This is a genomic window from Octadecabacter algicola (assembly GCF_021532625.1).
GTDB lineage: Bacteria > Pseudomonadota > Alphaproteobacteria > Rhodobacterales > Rhodobacteraceae > Octadecabacter > Octadecabacter algicola.
On sequence record NZ_JAKGAR010000002.1, the window covers coordinates 209,689 to 229,192 of the forward strand.

25 protein-coding genes are annotated in these 19,504 nt (G+C 55.1%); 14 read left to right on the forward strand and 11 right to left on the reverse strand.

What is annotated here, in order from left to right; genetic code table 11:
- Nucleotides 1–54 precede the first annotated feature (54 nt).
- The 5 genes from L0666_RS07855 to L0666_RS07875 all read right to left on the reverse strand — a co-directional run bounded on the left by L0666_RS07855 (nt 55) and on the right by L0666_RS07875 (nt 5,495).
- Nucleotides 55–2,046, reverse strand: coding sequence for a vWA domain-containing protein (locus tag L0666_RS07855; RefSeq protein WP_235260040.1), 1,992 nt, complete (start codon nt 2,044–2,046; stop codon nt 55–57).
- Nucleotides 2,047–2,580 (reverse strand): RNA polymerase sigma factor, encoded by a 534-nt coding sequence (locus tag L0666_RS07860; RefSeq protein ID WP_235260041.1) that lies wholly within the window; start codon nt 2,578–2,580, stop codon nt 2,047–2,049.
- Between the two features lie 62 nt (nt 2,581–2,642).
- A complete protein-coding gene (locus L0666_RS07865) occupies nt 2,643–3,056 on the reverse strand; it encodes a CopD family protein (RefSeq protein ID WP_235260042.1) in 414 nt (137 codons plus the stop codon).
- Nucleotides 3,057–3,459: 403 nt separating this feature from the next.
- Nucleotides 3,460–3,873 carry a hypothetical protein gene (locus tag L0666_RS07870; protein WP_235260043.1) on the reverse strand — a complete coding sequence of 138 codons (414 nt, stop codon included), beginning with the start codon at nt 3,871–3,873 and terminating at the stop codon, nt 3,460–3,462.
- A gap of 143 nt (nt 3,874–4,016) precedes the next feature.
- Complete coding sequence (locus L0666_RS07875) at nt 4,017–5,495, reverse strand: NAD-dependent succinate-semialdehyde dehydrogenase (protein WP_235260044.1); 1,479 nt, start codon at nt 5,493–5,495, stop codon at nt 4,017–4,019.
- A 67-nt stretch (nt 5,496–5,562) separates the two neighbouring features.
- On the opposite strand from L0666_RS07875, the gene L0666_RS07880 reads away from it, so the two are divergent.
- Nucleotides 5,563–6,330, forward strand: a complete 768-nt coding sequence (locus L0666_RS07880) for an alpha/beta hydrolase (protein WP_235260045.1) — start codon at nt 5,563–5,565, stop codon at nt 6,328–6,330.
- Nucleotides 6,331–6,344: 14 nt separating this feature from the next.
- Here the strand turns inward: L0666_RS07880 and L0666_RS07885 are convergent, their stop codons facing one another.
- The 4 genes from L0666_RS07885 to L0666_RS07900 are packed head-to-tail and all read right to left on the reverse strand — an operon-like array spanning nt 6,345 to nt 8,992.
- Nucleotides 6,345–6,824, reverse strand: a complete 480-nt coding sequence (locus tag L0666_RS07885) for a DUF2269 family protein (RefSeq protein ID WP_235260046.1) — start codon at nt 6,822–6,824, stop codon at nt 6,345–6,347.
- Nucleotides 6,821–8,149 (reverse strand): SDR family oxidoreductase, encoded by a 1,329-nt coding sequence (locus tag L0666_RS07890; RefSeq protein ID WP_235260048.1) that lies wholly within the window; start codon nt 8,147–8,149, stop codon nt 6,821–6,823. The genes L0666_RS07885 and L0666_RS07890 overlap by 4 nt, the downstream gene beginning before the upstream one ends.
- 13 nt (nt 8,150–8,162) lie before the next feature.
- Complete coding sequence (locus L0666_RS07895) at nt 8,163–8,636, reverse strand: hypothetical protein (protein WP_235260049.1); 474 nt, start codon at nt 8,634–8,636, stop codon at nt 8,163–8,165.
- Nucleotides 8,636–8,992, reverse strand: coding sequence for a cupin domain-containing protein (locus L0666_RS07900; protein ID WP_235261397.1), 357 nt, complete (start codon nt 8,990–8,992; stop codon nt 8,636–8,638). The genes L0666_RS07895 and L0666_RS07900 overlap by 1 nt, the downstream gene beginning before the upstream one ends.
- Before the next feature lie 178 nt (nt 8,993–9,170).
- Between L0666_RS07900 and L0666_RS07905 the strand changes: the two genes are divergently transcribed.
- A complete protein-coding gene (locus tag L0666_RS07905; protein ID WP_235260050.1) occupies nt 9,171–10,004 on the forward strand; it encodes a L,D-transpeptidase in 834 nt (277 codons plus the stop codon).
- Nucleotide 10,005: 1 nt separating this feature from the next.
- Here L0666_RS07905 and L0666_RS07910 read toward each other — a convergent pair whose 3' ends face one another.
- A complete protein-coding gene (locus L0666_RS07910) occupies nt 10,006–10,503 on the reverse strand; it encodes a hypothetical protein (RefSeq protein ID WP_235260051.1) in 498 nt (165 codons plus the stop codon).
- Nucleotides 10,504–10,692: 189 nt separating this feature from the next.
- Between L0666_RS07910 and L0666_RS07915 the strand changes: the two genes are divergently transcribed.
- Genes L0666_RS07915 through L0666_RS07970 form a run of 12 tightly spaced genes read left to right on the forward strand, consistent with a single transcriptional unit; the run spans nt 10,693 to nt 19,153 of the window.
- A complete protein-coding gene (locus L0666_RS07915; protein ID WP_235260052.1) occupies nt 10,693–11,769 on the forward strand; it encodes a coiled-coil domain-containing protein in 1,077 nt (358 codons plus the stop codon).
- Nucleotides 11,770–11,780: 11 nt separating this feature from the next.
- Nucleotides 11,781–12,086 (forward strand): hypothetical protein, encoded by a 306-nt coding sequence (locus L0666_RS07920; protein WP_235260055.1) that lies wholly within the window; start codon nt 11,781–11,783, stop codon nt 12,084–12,086.
- The gene (locus L0666_RS07925; RefSeq protein ID WP_235260057.1) at nt 12,079–12,219 is read left to right on the forward strand and encodes a hypothetical protein; all 141 of its coding nucleotides are present in this window, start codon (nt 12,079–12,081) and stop codon (nt 12,217–12,219) included. Before L0666_RS07920 ends, L0666_RS07925 begins: the two co-directional genes overlap by 8 nt.
- A complete protein-coding gene (locus L0666_RS07930) occupies nt 12,216–12,512 on the forward strand; it encodes a hypothetical protein (RefSeq protein ID WP_235260060.1) in 297 nt (98 codons plus the stop codon). The genes L0666_RS07925 and L0666_RS07930 overlap by 4 nt, the downstream gene beginning before the upstream one ends.
- Nucleotides 12,484–13,623: a hypothetical protein gene (locus tag L0666_RS07935; RefSeq protein ID WP_235260062.1), complete on the forward strand. Its 1,140-nt coding sequence runs from the start codon at nt 12,484–12,486 to the stop codon at nt 13,621–13,623. Before L0666_RS07930 ends, L0666_RS07935 begins: the two co-directional genes overlap by 29 nt.
- Before the next feature lie 20 nt (nt 13,624–13,643).
- Entirely contained in the window at nt 13,644–14,006 is a 363-nt protein-coding gene (locus tag L0666_RS07940) for a hypothetical protein (RefSeq protein WP_235260063.1), read from the forward strand.
- Nucleotides 14,003–15,937, forward strand: a complete 1,935-nt coding sequence (locus L0666_RS07945; protein WP_235260064.1) for an ATP-binding protein — start codon at nt 14,003–14,005, stop codon at nt 15,935–15,937. Before L0666_RS07940 ends, L0666_RS07945 begins: the two co-directional genes overlap by 4 nt.
- Nucleotides 15,934–16,278: a hypothetical protein gene (locus L0666_RS07950; protein WP_235260065.1), complete on the forward strand. Its 345-nt coding sequence runs from the start codon at nt 15,934–15,936 to the stop codon at nt 16,276–16,278. Before L0666_RS07945 ends, L0666_RS07950 begins: the two co-directional genes overlap by 4 nt.
- Before the next feature lie 29 nt (nt 16,279–16,307).
- Entirely contained in the window at nt 16,308–16,835 is a 528-nt protein-coding gene (locus L0666_RS07955; protein ID WP_235260067.1) for a GIY-YIG nuclease family protein, read from the forward strand.
- A gap of 9 nt (nt 16,836–16,844) precedes the next feature.
- A complete protein-coding gene (locus L0666_RS07960) occupies nt 16,845–18,194 on the forward strand; it encodes a DUF6638 family protein (RefSeq protein ID WP_235260068.1) in 1,350 nt (449 codons plus the stop codon).
- Nucleotide 18,195: 1 nt separating this feature from the next.
- Nucleotides 18,196–18,465 (forward strand): hypothetical protein, encoded by a 270-nt coding sequence (locus L0666_RS07965; protein ID WP_235260076.1) that lies wholly within the window; start codon nt 18,196–18,198, stop codon nt 18,463–18,465.
- A 10-nt stretch (nt 18,466–18,475) separates the two neighbouring features.
- Complete coding sequence (locus L0666_RS07970; RefSeq protein ID WP_235260078.1) at nt 18,476–19,153, forward strand: DUF1523 family protein; 678 nt, start codon at nt 18,476–18,478, stop codon at nt 19,151–19,153.
- A 95-nt stretch (nt 19,154–19,248) separates the two neighbouring features.
- Here the strand turns inward: L0666_RS07970 and L0666_RS07975 are convergent, their stop codons facing one another.
- Nucleotides 19,249–19,488, reverse strand: a complete 240-nt coding sequence (locus L0666_RS07975; RefSeq protein WP_235260081.1) for a hypothetical protein — start codon at nt 19,486–19,488, stop codon at nt 19,249–19,251.
- Between the last annotated feature and the right edge of the window lie 16 nt (nt 19,489–19,504).

Consider the following 19,504-nt stretch of genomic DNA (forward strand, 5'->3'; position numbering starts at 1 on the left):
GAGGTCGACCTCGCATGCGAAGCCGACCTCTTTGATCCGTCTGATCGCTAAGGGTTAGTTGCTGAGGGATTGTGCCAAGCGCATCAACTGCACCGCCTCGGTTCGGTAACCGAATTGGTCGGTGCTACGGTTGGCGTTTGCCAATGCGATGGCGTCATCCCAGCCCCAATCACCAAGATAGGTGTCATCGCACAACAGCTGGCCAAAGCCCGCCATAGAAGCGGCGAACAGGGCTTCGGTGTCGGGTGTGCCGACGGTCGAGAATGGTGTTTCGATCAACTGGCTGACGTCCTCGCCGGGCGCTTTGTACCGCAGGCGCAGGAAGCCAAGTTCGTCAGATGTCGTTCCCGTTTCAGCCACTTGATAACGCAGCGGATCGCTGAGTTGTGCGGGCGAACCGACGGGGGTGACTTCATAGATCGCCGTGACCGTGTGGCCTGCGCCAAGTTCGCCTGCATCCACGGCGTCGTTGTTGAAATCCTCACGGGCAAGGGAGCGGGTCTCATAGCCGATTAAGCGATATTCAGCGATGGTTGCGGGATTGAATTCAACCTGAATTTTTACGTCATTGGCGATGGGGAACAAAGCGCCTGTGAGGTTATCAACCAGCACCTTTTGGGCCTCTGACAAGGTGTCGATATAGGCCGCAGTTCCGTTGCCGTTTTGCGCAAGGCTTTGCATAGTCGCGTCTTGCAGATTACCGCGACCGAAACCAAGGACGGACAGGTAAGTGCCGCTATCGCGTTTGTCTTCGATGTAGGCTTCCAAACCGCGCGGATCAGACAGGCCGACGTTGAAATCACCGTCTGTGGCAAGGATCACGCGAGACACATCGCCATCATCTGTCATCTGTTCCGCCATGGCATACGCGGCCTCAAGCCCGCCTTGGCCGTTGGTCGATCCGCCAGCGCGAAGGTCATTTAGAGCCTTCAGGATTGTCGTACGGTCTGACGCTGCGGTTGGTTCCAGTGCGATGGATGTTGATCCCGCGTAGGTGACGATGGAAACCTCATCTTCAGGGCGCAGGTTATCCAGCATCAGGCGGAAGGACTGACGCAGCAGCGGCAGTTTGTCCGCACTTTCCATGGACCCGGACGTGTCGATCAGGAACACGAGGTTCAGTGGTGGGCGATCATCAACCGCAGGCATTTCACCTTGGATGCCAATGTGGACCAGCTGCGTGTCCGCGTTCCACGGGGTTTCGAACACGTTGACCGTGGGTTGGAACGGGTGCGGGCCTTCTGGTGCGGCGTAGGCGTAAGGGAAATAGTTGATCATTTCCTCGATCCGCACAGCTTGTTCGGGCGGCAGTTGGCCAGCGGTCAGGGAGGAACGCACAACGGAATAGGCGGCGGTATCCACGTCGATAGAGAACGTCGAAACCGGTTCATCGGACGTGATCTTCAGCGGGTTGGGCGTATCATTGGCAAAGGTTTCGGTGTTTGCCGCTGGTACTTGCACGATAGTTTCGTTGTAACCTGCCGGTGCCATATCGCTGGAAATTGAATCCTCCACGGCCATTTGGCGGGTCAGCGCCTGTGGCGCGGCAGGTGAAATACTGATGCTTTCGACGCTTCGTTCAAGAAGGGCAGCGCCCTCGGCTTCGGCGACGATCGCTGGTGCTGGTTCGACGAGCGCTCTAAGGTCTGATTCTTCTTGAGCGTCGCCTGCTTGTGCTGGGGTGACGGATACAGAACCAATGGCAGTGGCATCCGGCTCAGCCAGTGTTTCAGGGGTGGTCACCTTAGTTGTCGGGTCGAGGTTCAGGATATCGCGCCCTTGGGGCGTGGTGATCATGACGCCGCAGGCGACGATGGCGGTGGTGACAGTGAGGCCTCCACGGGATGTAAGTTTGTTCAGCATGTCTTTTACTCCAGTCCATTTTGTTGGTCTGGTGATATGACGGGCTGCATCGCGCGATCCTTGGAGATCGGCGAAATTTCTCGTCGCCAATGCGATATTTCGCGCCTTGGCCTCTGCATCAGGCGCAGGGGTTGCGGCATTCATTGCGGACTTGAGGTCGTCTAGATCAAAGTCATCACTCATTTATACGCCCTCCTTTTCCTTAAGGGATTTAAGATGTTTGCGGGCCTCGGACAGGCGCCAGCTGATGGTGCCTTCGGAGACGCCCAAGATTTCGCCAGCCTCGGCGTGGGTCATGTCATCAAGGATTAGGGCCAACGTATCGCGCAGGTCGGGGGCGAGTTGACCCATCGCTTCGGTCAGCCAATCGGCGCGTTCGGTGTTTTCTTCAATCACGGCTTGGCGGTTGAGTTCCCAATCACCCCATCCATCTGCGGCACGCCCATGGGTGGCCTGTTTACGACGACGATCATGGGCGGCGTTTACGGCCACGCGGTACAGCCATGTGGTGACTTTGGATTGGCGTTTGTAACTAGTGAGTTTGGCAGGCAGCGCGGCGCAGATGTCTTGGGTAAGGTCTTCGGCCTCGTGCTGGCTGCCCGTCAGGCGAAAACACAAACGATACAGGCGGTCGTACTGGCGGGCGATCAGGCTGGCAAAGGCCTGCCCGTCCCCGTTTGCGGCCGCCAAGGCCATGTCTTCATCACTAACTGTCATTCGCATCACTAGGGTATGACGAGCGTCAAAGGTCAATCCTTGGAAGAAAACTCAAAAAAATTTCAAAAAGGCTTTGTGATTACGACCCAGAGGATGGCGATGACGCCGAAGACGCTGATTTCATTGAAGATACGCAGGTACATGTCGCTTTCACGAAATTCGCCTTTTTTGGCGCGCATGACCATGCCACCCGTCATCATGTAGTGGACGAACAGTAGCGCGACGAGGCCAAGTTTTACCCAGACCCAAGGCGCAAAGGCGAACACAGCCGCGCCAAGCCAGATCCCCGTGATCAGCGCGATCACCATAAGGCCCGCCGAAAAGCGATAGAGGCGATAGGTGAGATCACCAATGGGGCCGAATTCTCCCGTCTTGGCGAAATCACGTTTCCAATAGATCAACGCGCGTGGGACTGCGAAGATTGAGGTCATCCAGCCCATGACGCAGAGAATATGTATGATTTTCAGCCAATCCATAGGCGTTTAATGGAGGAACGCGCTGCCACGTGCAAGCGGCCCACGTCTTATTCCGCGCCTTCGGCCCGAGGCAGCGCAGGGCTGTCAGGCGGAATACGGGCGGTGCTTATGCTGGTGTTTTACATGTGGGCGGTGCCGAGGGGGGTAGGCCCCCAAGGTCAATGCGCTGCGACCTGCTGGCCCCGCTTGGGGACCAACCGGCGGCCACAAATGCCATGGCGCGCGGGGTGATAATCCGCACGGGTTAACCATGGGTGAAGGTATGCGCGGGGTGTTGATGGGGAATGAAAAGGGCGTTCGGTTAAAGAGCAACGGGCAGTGTGTTGGCACCAAAATCCGCTGTGCGGGACGAAGCTGCCATTGGTTTTGCAAGCCTCAAAGCCCGCTTTCGGAGAATGTTCACTTAAGACGCATGTCCGAGACAGGGAGTGTTCAAAATAACGATATATGTGTTGTTGAAGTACGCGATTCTATCTTGAATTTCTTCCAGATCAGTCTGCGGACAGGTTACTCGGACTGCTGAATGGATGAGATTTATTCGTTCTTCCTCAGAAGTCACAGGCGCGGCAAAGAATAACTCGATATCATTCCGGAAAACATCAGCGTGACCTGTTGAGCCGTCATCAAAGGTAATTGGAACTCCAACCAGCTCCCTTACTGCGCGTAGATGAACACGAGGTGTGAGGGCTAAATCATTCGTATAATAGGGTGTCAGACGTTCGTAGTACCATGCGTCAGAATACCCTGTACGATCTTGTACAACCGCGCATCCAGAAACTGCAAAAGCAAGCGGCAGCAAAGCCTTTCGGTACTTCATCAAAACTACATTGCCTTTCTCTGCGAAGTAACGTCAGCTTAACCCAACCCGCAGAACCGGACATTGGGCTACTGCTCAGCATAGGTCAACAGGGGCTCAAAACAGACATTAGCGGCACGGCTTAGACCGCGCGGCGATGCTGATTAAACCACGGTGCAGATGTATTTCATTTCCAAGTAGTCCTCGATCCCGTGGTGGCTGCCTTCGCGTCCAAGGCCGGATTGTTTTACGCCGCCAAAGGGCGCGACTTCGGTGGAAATAATGCCAGTATTCACGCCGACGATGCCATATTCCAACGCTTCGGCCACTTTGGTTACGCGGGACAGGTCTTTGGCGTAGAAATAGGACGCGAGGCCGAAGATCGTGTCGTTGGCCAGTTCGATGACATCGTCTTCGTCTTCAAACTTGAACAGGGGTGCGAAGGGACCGAAAGTTTCATCGGTGCTAACGAGCATATCTTTGGTCGCGCCCGTCACGACGGTCGGTTCAAAGAACAGCGGTCCGAGGTTGGACGCGTTGCCGCCAGTCAAAACATCGCCGCCTTTGGAAAGAGCATCGGCAAGGTGTTCGCGCACTTTTTCGACTGCGGCGGGGGCGATCAGCGGGCCGAGGGTTGTGCCGTCCGTCAGGCCATCGCCGATTTTCAACGCTTCGACGGCGGTTTTCAGTTTCTGGGCAAATTCATCATAGACGCCGGCTTGCACGTAGATGCGGTTTGCGCAGACGCAGGTCTGGCCGTTGTTGCGGAATTTACAGGCGATGGCTCCGATCACGGCTTCGTCCAGATCAGCGTCGTCAAAGACGATAAAGGGCGCGTTGCCGCCCAGTTCCATGGAGCACTTCATCACTTGGTCTGCCGCTTGTTTCAGCAGGATGCGCCCCACAGCGGTTGACCCTGTGAAGGTTAACTTACGCACGATGGGGTTTTCGCAGAATTCTTTGCCGGTTCCGGAGGCATCCGTGGATGTCAGCACAGAGAATAGGCCATCTGGGATGCCGGCCTCTTGGGCGAGTTTACCCATGGCGAGGGCCGACAGCGGTGTGAGTTCGGACGGGCGGGCTACAAAGCCGCAGCCAGCGGCCAGTGCGGGCGCGACCTTGCGGGCGATCATCGCGTTGGGGAAATTCCACGGCGTGATACCTGCGGCGACGCCGATGGGCTGCTTGATCACGGTAATGCGGGCGTTTGGCATGTGGCTCGGGATGGTTTCACCATAGACGCGTTTTGCTTCTTCGGCGAACCATTCCACGAAGGACGCGCCATAGGCGACCTCGCCACGGGCTTCGGCCAGTGGTTTGCCTTGTTCGGCGGTCATAATGATTGCGAGGTCTTCTTGATTGGCCATCAAAAGATCGAACCATTTGCGCAGCACGTTTGCGCGGTCTTTTCCGGTCCGCGCAGCCCAAATGTGGCGGGCCTTTTCGGCGGCATCAATCGCGTCCGCGATTTCTGTGCGGCTTAGGTCGGCGACCTTGGCTATTACGTCGCCGCGGGCAGGGTTGGTCACATCGAAGGTTTTGCCGGATTTGGCTTGAACCCATTTGCCTGCGACGAAGGCGTCGGTGCAGACAAGGTCAGGGCGGGACAGCATGGACTTTAGGTCTGTGGTGGAATCAAGCATTGTGGTCTCCGATATGACTTTGGGAAATACCTACGCGGCTTCGCGGGATGATCCAAGAGGAGCCGTTATGACGAACCGAGATGCAGCTGATCAGGCCTATGCGAATTCCGCCTATATTCCCGATGGCGAGAGCTATTATGAACGCTGGGACGCGGCGGCCAAGGCGTTTCGAGCGCAGCAATCTGCGACGCGCCCCAATGAGACAGGTGAGATCTACGCCCCTAAAGGGCCGTTACGTGGAACCGTTATTATCGTTCACGGGGGCTATTGGTTGGCAGGGTCGCCATCGATGTTTTCGCATTTGGCAGCGGGTGCGATCAGCGCTGGTTTTGCGGTTGCATTACCATCTTATACCTTGGCTCCGGCGGCTCGTATCGGTGACATGACACAGCAGATCGCCGCAAGTATTGACGAGATCGCAGCGGCGATTGAGGGGCCGATATACCTTGTGGGTCATTCGGCGGGTGGGCACTTGGTGGCGCGTATGGCGTGCACAGATATGACGGCCAATTGGTCACATAGGGTACGGCGGATGATGGCGATTTCACCGATTGGTGATTTGGCGCCGTTGCGCGACACCACGATGAACGACACGCTGGGCATTAGCGAAGATGAAGCATTGAGAGAAAGCCCCATTCATCACAAGCGGCAAGATATCCCTTTTACCGTTTGGGTCGGGGCAGAGGAACGGCCTGCGTTCATTGATCAAGCCATGGGGCTCTCGCGGGTATGGGATTGTGATTTAACGATTGAAGCCGGGAAACATCATTTCGATGTGATTGAAGGGTTGGAAAGCCCTATCAGTCCGATGATGCGAGCACTGTTTAGGTCGTAGAGGCTAAGTCATGCTCAAAATGCAATCACGGGCCTGACGATCATCAACCAAAGCAATGCGATGATGGCGATGAAGGCCGGAAAACCGCACGCGAACCATATGCGATAAAGTCGCATGTAGCGTGGTGTTAAAGGCCTGCCTGTTTGCGCTGATTGGCGTGCCTCGTCGCGCATTTTGGCTTGAATCCACACAACGGGAAGCCAAAACAGCCCGATAAACACATAAAGCCCGAGCGAGACCGCGAGCCAGCCCTCCAACAGCGGCCAGCCTAAGTCGAACGCTAGAACGACACCCGTGATTGGCTGCGCGATTGCCGCCGTGGCGGTGAACAACATGTCTGCGATGACGACAATCGCGGCGGTGTGAGTAATACTGGCAGGGTCTTTGGTACGATGGGCCATGACCATGAAGAACGCGATCCCAGCCCCTGTTCCGATCAGCACGCAGGCCCCAAGCACATGCAGCAGGCGGATGACGTCAATCCCTTCGATCATCGTGTTTCCAGTGCTACGCGAGCAACCAAGGCCAAGGCGATGCTTGGCAGTACTTTGATCATTGGGCCAAGCGGATCAAGCCATAGATGTGGCACGAAGAGCGTTGAGGCCGCCAAATAGAATAGGCTGACCGCGATTGCGGCCCAGCATGCCATTTTAGCGGTTGGGCGATATAAGAACGCGGCAGCGATTGTTATGTCGACGACACCCCAGAACATAACGCTGCTGATGGCCAAGGCGTTGGGCCAGCCGACGTCAGTAAGAACACGGGCTGCTTCTTGAACTTTGATGAACCCAATGACACCGGACAGGACCCAAAACACCACGAGAGTTGCGATGAGTATTGGGGTCAGAAGCGCCATCTGAGCAAACAGCCGATCCTCTGCCCACGCAGGCATGCCGGCGAAGGTTTGCTTCAGTGACCTGACGGGTGGCACTCCGAATTGCGAAAGGTTGGGCGGTGTTCCCGTCACCCCATCGGAGAGCACTTTGACCGCGGTGGTTCTGAGGGGGGATCGCCAGCCTAATTTGCCCAGTCCATCTGCGACTTTCGAAGTTGCGCGCATTAAGGCGTTTGGCATTTTTATTTCATGTCTTGCGGGGGCGAACCCCAACCAATGGCGGGTGGCGGCCACGACGTCGCGCAGTGAATGCGTTTTGTCCTCGACCAGATCCCCAACAAAACCACTGGGAATTTTGCCTGCGAGTGCGGCGCTTACGGCTGCGGCAACATCATCTAGCGCGACGGTTTGAATTTTGGCGTCTGGATCGGCGATGGGTTGGATCAGGGGGATTGCGGCCAACATGCGCAACATGGTGGTGCCGCCGTAGCTGTGTCTTGCCAAGACCAGCCCGGGTCGGAAAATGTGATGTATGACGCCAGAGTTTTGGATGGCGCCATCGCCGCGTGCCTTTGACGCCAGAAAAGGCGTTGATGCAGCGACATCTGCACCTGCTGCTGAGATTTGAACAAGGTGCACGTCGGCTGACGCGCAAGCCTGCGCGAGGGCTGACACGGCGTAATGGTGTAGCGTCTCAAGGTCGTCCTCTGGCCCGTCCTGAAGCGCGCCTGAACAGTTTACCACCGCATCGATCCCGTCCAGAAAGGGCTGCCATGCATCTGTGTGGGTCAAGGATCGAAGGTCAGAAATGCGCCAGTCGATGTCCGGAAGGACACGTTTTCCCGTGGATAGGTCGCGCCCTAATCCGATGACCGTGTGGCCATCCGGGGTGAGGCGTTGTGCGACGCCACTGCCAATGAGGCCATATGCGCCGACAACTAGGATCGTCATTCTCGGGCGGGTGGTTGAAGAAAGGGTGCTCATCTGGCGTCCTGCGTCAGGTAACGTCGAATGCACCAGCGTAGCGCAATTTTGGCGTGTCGTTCAGGGTGTAGGGCAGGCCGCAAAACGCCGCTTCGGAAAGCAATATAATGGTGTTGTTTGATCCAATCTGCTGAAACAGCCCATCTGGGTGCGGTGTTAACATTGGAACTGCGGCACCTATGCGGGGGGCGCCAAAAACGATCTCGACTTCATCGGTGTCGATCGTCGCGTCCGGCAGGTCTCGTGTGAGGGGCTCAGGCTCGTTTTGGCTGGGGGCGTCGATGCAGTAGCGCGTCGCGTCCAGTTCGGATTCGAACGTGCCGTGGAAGACGTGAACGCGGTTGCTATGCGCGCGATTGGGTTGCTGAGTCTGATCCATCGCGCGGGTGTCGCGGTGCGGGTTGCCGACCACCGTATGGGGAATGATTTTCCGCCAAGGGATCAGGCTGGCGATAGGGGCGAAGACTATTCCAAACAAACCCTTCATTAGATTGACGGCTTTGCCGATGCAGGGCGGTCACTGTCGCCAGAATTCGGTTCTCCGGTGGGTTCGATCAGCAACACTTTGGCTTCGGATGTGGCGCGGGGGCGGTGAACCATGCCTTGTGGCACGACGCACAATTCACCAGGGCCAAGGGTGACGGCATCACCATCTTCGCCGTCGAGCGTGACTTCGCCTTCTAGGATCAAGAAAAAGTCGTCTGTGGTGTCGTGTTTGTGGAACGGGAATTCGCCTGTAAACTTGACCACCATCACATCGTTTCCGTTGTAATTTGCAACGACATGCGGGTCCCAATGGGAACTGAACATGGACAGCTTTTCCGCGAGGTTTACTTTTTTCAGGCCCATGGGTTTTGTCTTTCTTTGGGTCGGTTATGCCCACTATCTACATCAAGTTTGAGATGGCAAGCGGCCCGAATGCACACCTTGCCGCGGATAATTCGATAGTTTCACATTTGGGGTGGTTTTGCCGTGCTCTGCAGGGGTAGTGTTTGGAAAAGGTAATCAATCGAGGGCAAAAATGCAGTTTTCCACAGTTCCAACCGTTCGTTTTGCTCTAATGGGATTGGCCATTGGTGTTTTGTCAGCTTGTGCTGAACGGGTTGAGATGATCGGCGGAATTCCAGCCGACCAGATCGTTGAGGGATACGGGTTCCTTGAGGATAATGGATACAACCTGCCACCGATCCCCGCTGAGTATTTGAGCGAACTGAACCGTCGTACTGTTGTAGAATACAATGGACCGGAAGCTGCGGGCACAATTGTCGTCGATCCCCATGCCAAGCTTTTGTACTTTGTCGGTGATGACGGCACGGCGCGCCGTTACCCTATTGCTGTCGGGCGTCAGGGCATGAGCATGAGCCGCCCTTCAACCGTGCAGTTGAAACGCGAATGGCCCGGCTGGACGCCAACGCAAAACATGTTGCGCACCCAACCAGAAGTTTACGGTCCCTTCGCACGCGGTGTTGAAGGTGGTTTGGCAAGCCCGTTGGGCGCTCGGGCGCTGTATCTGTTCCAGAACGGGCGCGACACGCACTTCCGTATCCACGGCACCAACGATTTGCCGTCTATCGGTAACTCGGGGTCTGCTGGATGTATCCGCATGTTCAACCACGACATCATTGATCTGTTTGACGATGTGCCAAACGGCACACGGGTTGTGGTGCGGACCTATGCTGCCTCCGTTGAATTGGAGGGCGAAGCGGTTGCCAATCGCGGTGTGATCCTTGAGCCAAACATCGTTGATCCGGATTTGATTTACGGCACTGGCGAAGATGATGCTGTTGAGTTGGATGAGATCGCGGAAGACGTCGCCGTTGATCCGCTGAGTGCCAGCACGATTTCGGGCGGGTGAGTCAAATCCGAAAGACGACGACGCCAGAATAGAGCAAATGACACGAATAGGCTGCCCAAAACGTGAGGCAGAATAATCCGAACCGCATAAGCCGACGTTCATATGTGTGGCGCACGATCATCGCGGACAGGCCGTAGGTTATTGTCAGCAAGCCAAGCAAGAAAGTGAAGCCTGCGAGCGACATCGTTGGAAGGACCAGTGCAATGAGCCTGCCCACTGTCCATGGCAGATCGCTTACTACGCCGATGGGTGTTGCCAACGTCAAAGCAATCATTCCCACAATCCGCCCAAGGGTCGGGCGAAATGTTTCGCGGATTTGCCCTTTGGTGTGGGTTATCAACCACCAAAGCATCGCCAGCCCGTAGCCTAAGACCAACGAACACGCAATTGCAACAATGGGGGGAAGCGCTTTGCCGGTTGTCTCGTATTCCATCAGCGCTGGGCGTCGAACCAGATAATAAAACACGAAGATCAGCCCGCCTAGACAGAGGGCAAGCATGCGGGGCGGGGTGTATGGTTTTTGAACGATGTTCATTTTCACATCGTGCCATATGCCTCATCAAATTGCATAGGTCTGGATTTCCTGACCTGTTCGGGCCGATTTTGCGCATTTCTAGCTACTCGCGCCATGAAATTGTCGTTAACAATACCTACATAACACGCAACGAATTCTTACAGTGAGGACCATATGGCCGATTTTGACGCGCAAATCCGTAAATCCCAATCCGAGGTTGCCGAAGCGCAATCCAAGATTTCAGAGCTAACGAGCCGGATTGAAACCGCACGTCAGAAGATGGCCGAGGGGACGGATATCGCTGTCGACATCGAGAATGCCTCGCTTGAGGACGTGCATGCACACACCGAACTGATGAACGCTAACATCGCTGAGCTGATAATGGGTCTAGACGATGTGACTGCAGGGTTCCAACAGGACTTTGACGAGATGCGCAGCAAGACCGGCTGGGAAAGCTTTGTTGGGTTCTTTAGCGGGGCCAAGTCGGATTCCATGCGCGAAGAACGTATGCGGTCTGCTTCAGTTGACGACAAATTGCAGGATTTGATTTCCAAATCCGACGTGATCACCAAGCTGCTGGAAAACCAGTTGCTGATCCTTGAGGATCAGAAAGCCAAGGTCGAAGGAAACCTTGGCGGCACGTTGGAAGAACGCGAAGCCGTTGTTGGTGAACTAGAAGCGGTCCGTGCTGAAATCTTAGCTGCTGATCCAAAGATCATCGCTCTGGAAAACAAGATCGCCGTGGAACAAGACGCCGCTGCGCGCACCAAGCTGGAAACAGAGTTGGCAGCTATGAACACGGCCTATAACGAGGCGGTGCAGCAGGAACAGGTAAAACTGGCGAAGTCCCAAACGCTGGAGCGCTACATCGAAAAGGGCAAAACCTGGATCGATTCATTGCAGAACCAAGCGGCGACGCAGATGGTGCTGATCAACAAACTGCAAACAGACACCAAGCAGCGTGTTGTTTTGTATGACGCCCTGACGAAATCTTTGAAAACAGCGCAGCAACAAGACGTAGCGCACCGCATCAACGAGATCGGTGTGAAGACGGACCAAGAAGCGCAGACAGCTATGGCTGCGATTGGGTCCGCCACCAACGCGCGTATGGCCGAAATGATGGAAGCCCACGAGGACCACATGGTGTTCGCGCGCGAAGTGCTGGAGCAAAAAGCCAAAGCGGATGACCGTTTTATGCGCCGTTTTGCGAAGATCGTCGAGAAGCACGACAGCAATGAATATGGGGCTTGAGCGCGTCTTCGATGAATAGAAAACCTGCGCTTTTCCTACCACTTCTCGCTTTGTTCGGAGCCGCTGGCCCAATCGCATCTGAGGCCGACGACCTAGGGTGGTCTACAGTTGAGGGCACATCTGCTTTTCTGGCAGAAGGCGGGCAAGAACTTGTTTCGTCGGTGACTTATCAATTGTCGGCCAATCGGCAGGTCATCGTAACGTTTTGGAAAGTGCCAACAACGAATGGCGTTGATACGGTGTTTCGATGCTTTGATGTAGTCTCCGACGGCTTCGAGACCATTACCGCAGAGTGTCAGGTCCCTCAATATGACTGACACCGCTTACGACTATTTCCAGCTTGAAGACATCCGTGCCACGCGGCGGTATTTTGGCAAGCTTAGGAAGACCGTTGGTCATCTAACCCGTGGTGAGGTGGCGCATGATATCAAGAAAGGCCACTTTGAATGAGGTACACTGCTGATGATTACATCGCGATGCGGGCCAACGCAGAGCGGGGCAAATGGTGGACTGCGGCAATCCTGATTTTTGCGGCTATCGTGGCCGTGCACGTCTTATTGAATTACGTGACGACCTCTGACGCGCCAGCGCGTGATGGGGACACTGATGACTTGTTTGAGACCGTGCTTTTATACCTGCTCTCGATTGGGGCGGGTGTTTACTGCGTCGTCATGGGCTATCTCAAAAAGAAGTTTACCTTGATGGACGGCGGCGATGAGACTGGAGAATCCGGTGACTTCTGACACTGCGTACGACCACTTTCAACTTGAAGACACCCGCGTCACGCGGCGCTATTTTGGCAAGTTCGAAAAGATTATCGGCCATTTAGGCCGCGTTGCAGCAACACTTGAGGCGGAACGACGGTTGTCCAAGCGCGATGTTGAAGTGATGACGCGCTATATCATGGCGCTGAATTACACCTTCAAAGCGCTGGCGCATAAGTACCATTTCAGCGGTCGCTTTGCGCATGCGGGAAAGCTAACGTTTGACCGCGTGGACAGCGGATTTCCCGTCTATTCCGAATTGCTGACCATGGCCAATGATGCGGCGCAAGCCTCGCGGCATCTAGAAGGGATGCGTTCTGTTGAGGCGTTGAAACAGGATATGGTCCGCGTGATCCTGTCCGAACAGGCGATCCCCTCAAAATTGCAATATGCGCTGTCCCAGCGGCTGTATTATGAAGAACTGGCCAAGGGCGAGCTGTTCTGGGCCCGCAATGATCCAACAGCGATCTGGTTGGGTAACAAGCAGCAAATGCGCCGTGATTTCATGGTGCATTGGGCGGTTTATGACAGCGTCAACAACTTGCCGACAATCTACATGATGGAGCTTGAGGATTCAGGACGTGTTGGGCTGCCAAAGGATGATCGTCGCTGGCCCGAAGTGCAGGCGCATTTGATGGCACAGTCGTTGGGCGGGTTGAAATTGCTGACCATCGCCAAAGGGTTTGATGAAGACTTTGACGATCTACATCCTAAACGTCTGCGGCGGTTCCATGTGGGGCCGATGTATTCCAATGCGTTCACTCGTCAGGCTGGACCGTTGCGCGAAGTGCTTGAATTGGCGCGATCCCCCGTGGGGGAAGACTGGGCGCTGGTCTGGACGGAAGAAGAACTCGTGTCGAGCGAAACGCGCCGCGAGAAATCCGGTTGGTTCGGCACGGTGGAACGCGAAACATTCGCGCTGGACCCGTTTGCAGGGCACGGCGCGGAAACCGGAGCCACCAAAGTCGAGCGCAGCATCATCCTGCCCGAACGCCCCTATCAGGCACTGGAAGAACGCCGCCCTGCGGGGTTCGCGGATGTGCGTAAGTTTGTGGTGTCGCCCAAGGGGCGGGTCTTGAGTTATAAGTGAGAATGCTTTGCCTCATATCAATGCTATTGCTTTCAGCATGTGGATCGGTTCGCCCCTCGGCTGATCGATTGGCGGAGTTGGTGGAGTCACGTCCAGAACTTGTGACCCCATCGGTTCTAAAGAACCGTGGGTTTTTCCGGATCAGCGGAATGATGGGACCACAATTGCAGTCGGGTGAGTGTTACGAAAAAACGGCTGTCGGTTTGCTTGGACTGGCGGCAGGGGTCGATATCGTGCGGGTCTGTTTTGATACAGATGGGCCGATCATCATCTCACGTCACACACATGGTTGCCCTTGGCACGAATTTTATCCCAACCGTGACGATGCTTGTTGGGAAGAACCAAATTTTAGCGAAGAGACACAGGTAAGGTTAAGTCGATGAGCCAGACAAGTGACACAATGGAGCTGCGCGAAGAAGACATTCGCAAGCATTATGACGCGGCCACGGCCATGGTGCAGGGGTTTGATCACACACCTCGCATTGCGGAAACCAAAGAGGCTGCTCCGGTCGAGAAATCCAGCGGCATCGGTACGCGGCGACGGTTTCGCACGACGACACCGGGTTTGGTGACCCGTAGCACGGCCCGCACCGAGGGCGTGCAGTTGTCTGGGCGGATCGAGAGCGCGGATGACGGGGACGGTTTAACGTCGCCCACACAGGCCAGCGTGTTGCATGGGCTGCGCCGCGCGTTGGCGATTGCTTTGGCGGTGGGTGAACAGTTTGGTGAACGCACAGGTCTGGCGGACTTGAAACGTGCCAATCTGGAAGGGTCTTTGCCGGCGGGCAAGAAGACCGAGTTCAGCGAATTGCTGACGGCCGAGGCGCTATCTGTTCTGTATGTTTTTGCCAATTCCACGTCGTTCCTGTTGTCGTCCCATGCCGGAGAAGAAAGCGTCGAAGTTGGCGAAGTCGAAGAGGTTTTGACCGACAATGCCACGCTCGCGCTGCATGGTGCGTTGTGGGAGCTGGATCAAGACATCGGATTGTTTGCGGGCGAAGAAGGCCGTCTTGTCCCGACGGTGCTTGCCTATGCTGAACAACTGATGGCCAAGATCGCGGCTCGGGCTAGCACGGCGGGCCGTCTGGCAAGCTTTGTTGATGCAAGTTGGAAGGTCGAAGCCGACGATCTGACGATCCGTGGCTTTAGCCCTGCACGGGCAGCCAAAGGGTCGACGCTCACGATGTCGTTCAAAAAACCTAACGAGGTCGTCGGCAACCACATCGCCAAGTATCAAGCCATGAAGTTGGCCAAGATGGTTATGGCCTATGACTTTGAGCGCAAGCTCAACCCGTTTGCCGAACTCGGTGGGTTTATCTTTACGTTCATGGGGGATGGCGCGCCGGGGACGGGGAAGACCACGTTGATCCAGATGATGGCAGGGTTGATTTCGGAGTACTGCAAGATTGCCGACTATCCGTTCCGATATCAGAACCTGAGCACCGACAATATCGACAGCTATCAGGGTAAATCGGGCCAGAATGCAAAGGCATTTATCAACAATGTGATTGACCCGAATGTCATTGGTTTTGGCACGATTGATGATATCGATCAGTTGGCGGGTAAACGCGGGGATCGTCAGTCTTCGGCGGGGCAGTTGGAAATTACCGCTGTGCTGATGGAAAGCTTTGCAGGTGCCAACACGGTTGTGCGCGGCAACTGCACCTTCGGGATGTTTTCCAACTACCCCGAGAACGTGGATGATGCGCTGCGCCAGCGGGCGGGCGCGCGGTTCTTGGTGGATGGTCCGCAAACGCGGGAGGATTACGTCGATATCCTTTATCTGCTTATGGGGAAAAACCATGACATCCCCGTCGGTGACCATGAGGTGTTCAGCGCCCAAGAGATCAAGAAAGCTGTTGCTGCGTCCTTTGAGGGGCACTCCAAACCTCACGAACCCGGTTTGCTGAACGTGTTTGATCGGGTGTCTTCTGAAATTGGCGAGTTGGATACCATCAACAAACTCGGGACGTACCTTAAGGGTATTCAAGAGGCGGATAACCGTTTCACGGGCCGTGCGATTAAGAACATCACGGACGCCGTTAAGGTGCGCGCGATGGACTTTGAATTGCCGGATGAGTGGATGGAAAACCCAGAACTGTTCCTGACCAAGGACTACGACACCAAGCTGGCGATGATCAACGATATGCGTCAGCCGATCACCGTTGAAATGGTCATCCAAGAAATCAACCGCTACGCGGACTCAGAATTCCGCTATGCCGATAAATCCGACGAGGTGGCGATCGATAACATGGTGCGGGATTTTGAACGCTCCGAAGAAGCCAAAAGGCGGTATATGGAGAGCAAGGGGTGAGCGACGCCTTTTCATCAGGGCTGCTGCTCCCCGCGATCTGTTTGGCCGCTTTGGGCTGGACGGTGCCGCGGATGCTGGCGCTGTGGTGGCCTGAAGGGGTGAAATGGCTGATGTTTTTGGCGCTGGTCAGCACGCTTGTCATGGCTTTGGCTGGGGCCGTGGTTTTTGTGGTGATCTATGCGGCGCAAGGCGTCAGTTTGGCTGACCTGTGGGCGACGGGCGGGTTGTCCGTCACGATCCACTTTATGAAGCTGAGCATCGTATCCGCGCTGTTGTGGGGGCCGTTGATGATTTTGTCTTTGGCAGGTGTGCCGAAGAATTGGGTGAAGGAGGTTTGGTGAAATGATTTTTGTCTTGAAAGGGTCTGGCAATGGCTGCGACTAGTCTAATCAAGCTCTATGGGGAGTTTTGGAATCCCGACATTATAGATTGGGGAGCAAGGGGGGCAGGAAACGCCGCTCAATTTCTGGGTGAAGTCAAAAAAGACAAAAAGAAATACAAAGCGAATTTCTTTGGCGCTCAGGGAATCTACATTCTGTTTGATAGCTTCAAGCCCGTTTACGTGGGTAAAGCGTTTTCGACTTCGATCGGCAAGAGAGTGAGAGACCACATGTCAGACCGACACGCAGGTCGGTGGGACATGTTTTCGTGGTATAGCACCTGCACTTTTAAGATTACCGATTCAACTTTGAGGAACGCTGGAACCAGACAGCTGAGGCCGGAGACCGTCGTAAATACGTTAGAAGCGCTTGCGATCTTAATTGCCGACCCTGCTCTAAATCGGAAACGCGAGAGCCTCCCCAATGCGATGGAAGTTTTTCAACAAGACAACCCGAATCCAGTTACTGTCCGTCATTATCTCGAAACAATATTAAGCCGGCTTCCCGATGATGAGTGAAAAACAGCAATGAAACGTCTAATCTTACGCGGTCTCATGTTCGGCAATCTGATCCCCGTGGTCAGCCCTATTCTGGTGGAGCGGTATAACCGCGCGTTGGAGCGCCTTACGGGGCAGCGGACCGCGCTCACTGATTTTCATGTCGATATTTCGGGGTATTCTCCCGAGATTGGTGATGAGTTTGGCGATGAATTGTACCTCAACCATCACGGGGTGAACCGTCAGTTTATTCTACTAACGACCGACCAGAAGACCGCGCCGTTGCTGAATGCCAAATTTTCAACCTCTCGCGGGATTTTGCGCCAGTTCATTGAGGCCAATGAGGCGCAGTTGTTTGCCCTGACTGCGCGCGATGCTGTCGCAGGGGAATTGGTAAATTCGGTCTTTGCGCTGGATACGCCTGCGCGGCTGTTTGACATCGGCCATGTTGAGATTGAAGCCGATACGACTGATGGGGCGGTGGCGTCCGCGACCAAATTGGGCGGGATGATTGACCGCTTTATGGGCGAGGAAGATGCGTGGTGTGATGACGTGCTGATTGGCGAGATGATCACGCTGGCAAAGGACACGGGCGACATCACCCGCAACCCGTTGACGCTCAAAACGATGACCTTTGATCAGGACAATTTCTGGACCGCTCATTTGGGCGGGTTCTATCTGTTTCGCGATGTGGAAGAACCTGCGGCGATTACCATGGGCGACAAGGAGAGCTTGGGTAAATTACCGATTGAGCATCTGTTGCAACGTGACGAACGTTCGGCGATTGCGCAGTTTTTGAAGGTGAATGATCTTGCCGAGCCGATCATCGAGGCGCGCGGCATCGATAGTGCTGCGATCCTGCGCCAGAAAATGGACTTTATTGTCGCCGATGTAGCTGCTGGTCTGGGCGAGGATCTGAGCCGTGCAACGCGGCGCGATCTGCGACGCTTGGGTCGGCAGTATCATGACAAACTGCCTGCCGCGTGGCGCGGTCTTGCGGACCTTGTGCGCTGGGCTGAAGATGGTGGACCTTGGCCCAAGATCGACAGCGAACACCCCGCATATTTTTACACGTTACGCGCCAAAGACCATAAAGACGCGGATTTGGTGAACATGTTGTTGGCCGAACTGACCGAAATGGATGTGCGCCAACTGTTCATTTGCCACAAAGAAGCATTCTACCGAGCCTATATGGGCTGGCCGGACGAAAAGAAGGCTTATGTGGCGGAATTCCTTTCAAACGAGTATCAGGTGGATAAAGCGGGCACTCGTGATGCCCTGTTCGGCCATGAGGCGGCGATGGAAGAAGCTCCAGCAGCCCCCAAAAGGTCAACGTTGATCGATAGGGTCGGGCCTTGGGGCGCGGTAAGGAGGAGATGACATGCAGTTCGTAAGATTGGTCGTATTCGGGTTCTTGCTGCTTGGCGTGGTTTATTTTGGCATTTCGCTTTACTCGCGATCCATTCGCAAGGAAAAGCTGGAAGATGACTGGGATGAGAATCCGCCTGAAAACGCTTCCGCTGAGACACGCGATGCCTTTATTGCAGAGGGCATGGCGAAATATGAAAGCGGGCTGCGCAAAAAGCTGATCTTGCTGGTCTTTGTCATCCCGCCGATTGTTGTCGGTACCATTATTTACTTTATCAACTGAGGCTGCTCACATGCGCAATATCAGACGTTTTCTTCGTATCGCCCTGTTCCTGCTTGTCGGGTTGTTCCTGCACTACGTGATGCCGCAACAAGACATCGCGCGGATCGTGAATGTGGACAGCCGGCTGCAAAGTGTTTCTGGCCTACAAAGCTGGTTTTATGCGCAAGAGGATGCTGGGACAGCCGAAAGCTCCGCTGGGCGCGATCTGCGTCTGATCTCGACCGAACGTAAGGCGACGTATTTGTTTGGACTGATCCGCGGCAACAACGAAACCATGGTCTATCGCAACGAGGATACGGGTTGGATCTATCCGCCGTATTTCAAGTTCGACAGCTCGGATTTGCATGCAGAGGCTGCGGCGGCTGTGTCATCGACAGAGCCTTATCAGTGGGTAGTCATCCGCCATTATGGCTGGCGTATTCGCTGGGCGACAATTTACCCGAATGCGGTTTCAATCCGCCCCGCCGAGAGCGAAGATTTCCGTCCATTCCCTTGGATTAACCTCATTATCTTTGCCGTGCTGATTGGTGGTCTTTTGTTTGTTCGCGCGGCGTGGGCTCAGTTCCGTGAACGCACGGTTGACCCATTGGCCGATAAGGTCGGGGATCAATATGACCATGTGAGTGCGGACTTGTCGGAACGTAAAGGTCGCATTTCCCGTTGGCTTGGAACTTGGCGCAAGAAGTAACGATCTTACGATCGGGTCCTGCGGACGGCAGGAAGCGCCCCTTTCGGGGCGCTTTTCGTTTCAAGTGCAGGTGCAAGGCCGATGTGCGTTAGATGTCAGCTGTTGTGCATCCGGATCAACGCCCAGAGTTGGTAAAGAGTTATCACCGCGCCGAAAACGGCAAGACTGCCCCATGACAGGCCCGACTGTTCCAGCATGACAGTGCCACTGCCAGGATCAAAACAACGGCCCAATTCGTTAAAACAGTCCTGCCATTTAAAGTAGCGATCGTAATAGGCGAAGCCGCACAGGCCTGTTGCGCAAAAACTTAGGGCGAAGAGGGCGAGCCTTTTCATATTGTCTCAGCTACCT